Genomic DNA, 5,691 nt, shown 5'->3' on the forward strand with positions numbered 1-5,691 from the left:
ACGGACGCTATCGATGCGTACCAGTTGTGTGTGCTGTATTACAAAGAGGATTTAGAACCTCATAAAATTAGAGGAATTCAGCTATTAGACCTTCGGAATTTGTCCAGACAACAGGAAATCGTAACGAATATGTATGTGGAAGCTAAACTTCAGTCTCACACCATTTTAGATCAAGTGTTTCCAGAATACCGGAAGGTTTTTGGGGATCTATATTCAAGGGTTTCTTTATTGATATTAAAGGAATATCCCACTTCAGAGGCGGTATTGGCAGCCGGGGAACGTAAACTAGCAGAGAGTGTTATAGAGTKCTGTCCTAGCCGATCGGATCAATGGGCATGGGAAAAAGCAAAAAAAATAATGGACTCCGCGTCTCGAAATCCATTTCAAATAAACGTGTATCAAAGTCACGTAATCAATCTTAGTATGTATATTGAGTTGCTTTTTCATTACCAGGGRCACCTCTCTGAGTTGGAAGATCGWATAGTGGCCCTGGCAAATGAACTGGAAGAATATAAGATCATCCAATCGATTCCGGGTATCGGAGAAAAAATCGCAGCCACGATTATCTCTGAAATTGGTGAAATCGATCGGTTTAATCACCCGAAAAAACTAGTTGCCTTCGCTGGAGTAGATCCAAGTGTTCACTCATCGGGTAAGTTTACGGAAACCATTAATCGTATTACTAAAAGAGGTTCGAGCAGACTACGTCATTCTCTGTATCTTGCCGTACTATGTGGCATAAGAAGTTCAAGGAACAAAAAGCTTAAAGCCTTCTATGATAAGAAAAAATCAGAAGGAAAACCGGCCAAAGTGTCAATCGTTGCCTGTATGAATAAGTTGCTTCATTGGATTTACGCTTTATTAAAGAGAAAAGAAGCATTCCTAGATTTAGCCTGATTAACGATTTTGTGAAACAGAGAAAAATCCTTCCAAAAGGGTTTTGGAGGGTTATTTGTCATGAACAAAAATAGTATATCATAAGGGAAATGAAAATTTTAGAGAAAGATATTGACATCCTATTAGCTGGTTAGTTCTATAAGGATCACTAAAAATAATCATACTATATTATAAAAACTGTATACTAAATCACTAGAAAAGAATCCATTTTGATCATCTTTTTCAAAATGGATTCTTTTTATTTACGCTAATATGGGGGTTCAGGAGGACCTATTGATCAATCCCTACAGTTGATTCTTTTACGTGCAAAATAGCACTCAAAAAAGTGCAAATTATCTCCAAAAGTAACACTTTTTAATAGTCTACTATGAGTGTGCTCAAAACTTACTAGGTATTTCGATTTCTTGAAAAGCTGTTCGACATGTGCTTTCAGATACAGGAGGCATATCTGAGATAGCAAGCACATCTGATATAGCAACACATGATATGTCTAACTTTTTTTCCTATTTCGTACTCTGTTTCAAACGAATGATGTGTTCATTTTAAATATCAAATAGATATTTTTGTTGTTATTTCCTAAAAACACCCTACTATAATAGTAGGAGGTAGCATTTGCCATGAAAAGAATACTAGTGTTTCTAGCTACATTTATGTGTTTGTTATGGATTCTTGCACCATTTGTAAAAGGTCAATTTCAAGAGGAACCAAAAGTCTCGGAAACAAAGGCAGAAAATAAAAAGAAACTTAAACCCGACAACGCTTCATCTCAAGCTCATACACCTGTTCCGAAACAAAAAGTAACTTCAGCAACCATAGGCGCTGTGGGAGATATTTTAATTCACGATAGGGTGTATATACCCGCCCGCAAGTCAAACGGCTCGTATGACTTTAATCCGATGTTCCGATTTGTGAAGCCCTATCTGGGAAAAACGGATATTACGGTGGCTAATCAGGAAACGATGATTGGCGGGAAAGAAATAGGGCTTTCATCATATCCTTCCTTTAATTCACCAGTAGAGGTGGGAGATGCTCTAAAGGCAAACGGGGTTGATCTCGTGACAATCGCCAATAACCATACACTTGACCGAGGAGAAAAGGCCATTTTGAATGCGCTTAACCACTGGAACAGTATTGGGATGCCTTATACAGGAGCTTATCAATCGTCTGAAGACCAGAAGATCATTCGAATATTAAAAAGAAACGATATTACCTTTTCGTTTCTCAGCTATACGTATGGAACGAACGGGATTCCTGTTCCTGCGGGGAAGCCGCATCTTGTGAATTTAATTGATACCACGAGAATCCAGACGGAAGTTAAAGAAGCAGAGAAAGTTTCAGATGTCGTTGTGGTCAGTCTGCATTTCGGCAAAGAGTATGAACGGTTGCCTAATGATGAACAAAAGCTGCTTGCTCAAACGACAGCTAATGCAGGTGCTGATATTATTATTGGCCACCACCCACACGTTTTGCAGCCTGTTTCATGGCTTACAAAACCAAACGGCGAACGGGCATTTGTGGCTTATTCGCTTGGGAATTTCTTATCCGGCCAGCAGGGAGATTACAAAGACATCGGCGGTATTATGCAAATTGGCGTAAAGAAAATCCAAACCGGGGATGATGTGAAAATCGAACTGCAAAATCCAAAATTCCTGCCAACCTGGGTCAACCGCCCATATGAGATCATTCCAATGAAAACCTTGAGTGATCAGTCTGACAAATATAACGAAATCCAAAAACATATGAATCAATTCATGCCTGAACTGTCATTTGATTTTTAATGAAAGTACAGTCTTTGGCATTGGAAAAAACTAATTGTTTTACATAATGAAAAAGCCACCGGCTATGTAGCCGGTGGACCGCATATTCMTCCTAATAAGGTAAACACTATTTACCATGTTCCAGCTAAACGGCTTGAACCAACAGACGAACATAATAGGTTGCTGCGGCAACCTTTTTCTTACGGAACTAACGGGGCAGGATAGTTGCAGAAGGAAATTCCATTTTTCGCACAAATGAAAAGGTGTTAAATGGTAGGATTAAATAAGAAATTGTACAGAACTTACTAGTGGGAAATATTTTTTTGAAAATAGTTAGAGTTATCTTAGCAATAGTTGTTATTGTTCTATCAAGTTATAGTCTAATAACTGAAACCGAATTAATGCCGTATATATGTTTTTCTTAGGGACACTTATATTGGTGACAGGATTAGCCGAACTTCAGAAAAGGTCCTTTTATGAACGAGTGAATTTGAAAACTTCGTCAGCTGCTTTGAGATACCCGCCTGCATCACGGAATGATCGACTAATTTTTTTCGCATTTTCCTTATAAATCGGATTTTGGAAAACTTCACTAACGGCTTGTTTTAGATTTTCAACTGTTAGTTGCTGAATATCTAATATAACTCCTGCTCCAAGTTCTTTTACTCGCTGGGCCACTATAGGTTGATCATTCGTCATTGGAAGCATAACTAAGGGCACTTCGAAATAAAGTGATTCGCTTGTACTATTCATGCCACAATGGCTTATAAAGACATCCGTTTGACGAAGTACGTCCAATTGAGGAACATAATTACGAATAATAAAGTTGTCTGGTACATTTCCCAGCTGTTCTACTGTTAATTTCCGCCCTATATTAAGTACCACTTTAACATCCAAATCTTTTAAAGCTGTGAAGCATTTTTGATAAAGATCAAATTGTTTGTTTAGGATGGTCCCCATAGAAATAAAAATAACACGCTTTTCTTTTAATGTATCAATTGGAAAATCACCTAGATTCTTACTATCCATAATTGAAGGGCCGACAAAAATATAATTACCCTTGAAATCATGGCTATTTCTTTGAAAATAAGAAGAAGTAAAGACGATATTCAGATCCCCAGAGCCAGAACAGAGCAAGAAATTTTCAGGTAACGGAACTTCATATTTCTTTTCTAAGTGTTTTTTACATTTTTCTATTTCTTCCAATCCCAAAAATGCTCGTAGCATGGCCAAACTCTCTTGTTTTCGTTTCATATCACTCGTCCCTGTAAGTTCCATGTTTGATTTTGGATCTTGTAAAAATGCAAAAGTGGTCCAAGTGACAATAGATAATAACTTACTTTGATGTGCAATCCATTTTCCTGTTAACGATTGTGCATCGTATAAAATATAATCATAAGTTTCTTTTGAAATTTCATCTAAAATAGTATCTGTCATCATTTCCAATGCACTCAGAAATTGTAGCAAATATTCTTGCGGCTGGGAGTGTAGAAGATTACTACTTTCTTGAAGTTTTCTCTGTGCCCCTTGGTCAACAGGGCGAAACTCAGCACCTGTTTTTTTAATTTTCTCCTCAAAGTCATTGGATGAATAATAGACAATATGTTCCCCACGTTTCACTAAATCATTTACTAATCCTAGCGTTGGATTCACATGTCCTTCTCCAAAACTACTAATATAAAGTGCTTTTGCCATTACTTTCCCTCCAGTAAATATAGTTTGGTATGTTTTTTTAATAAAAGTGATTAAAGATCTGTCTATGACTACCATGATATTCATAACATTCGGAATCATCAGAACAAAGTGTTGAACTCATCTTTACGTTTAGGAGGATGGCCAGTAATACTTCTATTTCAATCAAAGTATATCCATTTAATATATCTAACTTTAAACTTCGCCAACGACGCATTTCGAAACAGAGCGAAACACCACAAAAACCAAACTATGTTGTATTTAGTTTATATTATAACAAACATTTTAAGTTTTTATCTATATTTTTTCATTGTCTCAATTTCACACAAAAAAGAAGAGTAATCCTTAACGAAAGAAATGATACTTTTCTCTAAAATTCATAGCAAAAAGAATTTTTCGTTCTGGGGTACAGCATAGCCCTTATGGAACTAACGGGGCAGCATTCCTGTAATAACTGAAAATGAGGTTTGAACGAAAAAAGACCTCTTGATAAGATGAATGTGTCCTGAGCTGGCCAGCTAAAAAGGACAAAAACATCTATCGGAGGCCTCACAATGAATTATAACCAAAATCATAAAATCACTCAAATTACTTCTGAAACCTTAATTGTCGGAGTTGACATCGCCAAGCACAATCATGTCGCGAGAGCACAAGATTWTAGAGGATTGGAACTGGGTAAAACGTGTTTCTTTGAAAATACGAAAGCAGGATTTCATTCGTTTCTAGATTGGATTAMCCAACTTGTTAAAGAGTGTAAGCTAAATCAAGTGATTGTAGGCATGGAGCCAACKGGTCAYTACTGGTTAAATCTAGCTCATCTTCTAAAAGAGAATAATATTAAGTTCGTATCTGTCAATCCACTACATGTTAAACGAAGTAAAGAATTAGACGATAATTCACCTACAAAAAATGACGTGAAAGATGCAAAAGTCATCGCACAGTTAGTCAAGGACGGAAGATACGCCGAACCAACAATTCCACAAGGAATTTATGCAGAACTCCGAGTGGCAAAAAAACTTCGCGATCTTCTCAACGTTGACTTACAGGTCGTTCAGGGACAAGTTCATAACTGGCTTGATCGTTACTTTCCCGAATTTTTGACGGTGTTCAAAAGTTGGGAAGGCAAGGCAGCTATTCATTTTCTAAAGCTAGAAGCCTTGCCATATGAACTTGTTAAGTATACGGATGAAGAGCTCTTACTTTCCTTAAGACAAGTGGTAAAACGCAGTATAGGCTTAAAGAAGATACGAGCACTTAAAGAAGCAGCCAATCGTTCGATTGGTATTCGTCAAGGGGCAGCTATGGCGAAATTAGAGTTGAGAGCTTTATTAGAGAAGTATGATTT

General features: G+C 37.1%; 4 protein-coding genes. 3 read left to right on the forward strand and 1 reads right to left on the reverse strand.

Features of this window, described 5'->3' with window-relative positions; all coding sequences use genetic code 11:
- Window positions 1-897 (forward strand): IS110 family RNA-guided transposase (locus AC1DVB_RS24795; RefSeq protein ID WP_477591420.1); only part of this gene is annotated, 897 nt, incomplete at its 5' end.
- Window positions 898-1,514: 617 nt separating this feature from the next.
- Window positions 1,515-2,675 carry a CapA family protein gene (locus AC1DVB_RS24800; protein WP_057277967.1) on the forward strand — a complete coding sequence of 387 codons (1,161 nt, stop codon included), beginning with the start codon at window positions 1,515-1,517 and terminating at the stop codon, window positions 2,673-2,675.
- Between the two features lie 453 nt (window positions 2,676-3,128).
- Here the strand turns inward: AC1DVB_RS24800 and AC1DVB_RS24805 are convergent, their stop codons facing one another.
- Entirely contained in the window at window positions 3,129-4,349 is a 1,221-nt protein-coding gene (locus AC1DVB_RS24805; RefSeq protein ID WP_477591422.1) for a macrolide family glycosyltransferase, read from the reverse strand.
- Window positions 4,350-4,900: 551 nt separating this feature from the next.
- Here AC1DVB_RS24805 and AC1DVB_RS24810 point away from each other — a divergent pair.
- Window positions 4,901-5,691 (forward strand): IS110 family transposase (locus AC1DVB_RS24810; RefSeq protein ID WP_477591424.1); only part of this gene is annotated, 791 nt, incomplete at its 3' end.

The organism is Peribacillus sp. P4_D6 (genome assembly GCF_056401795.1).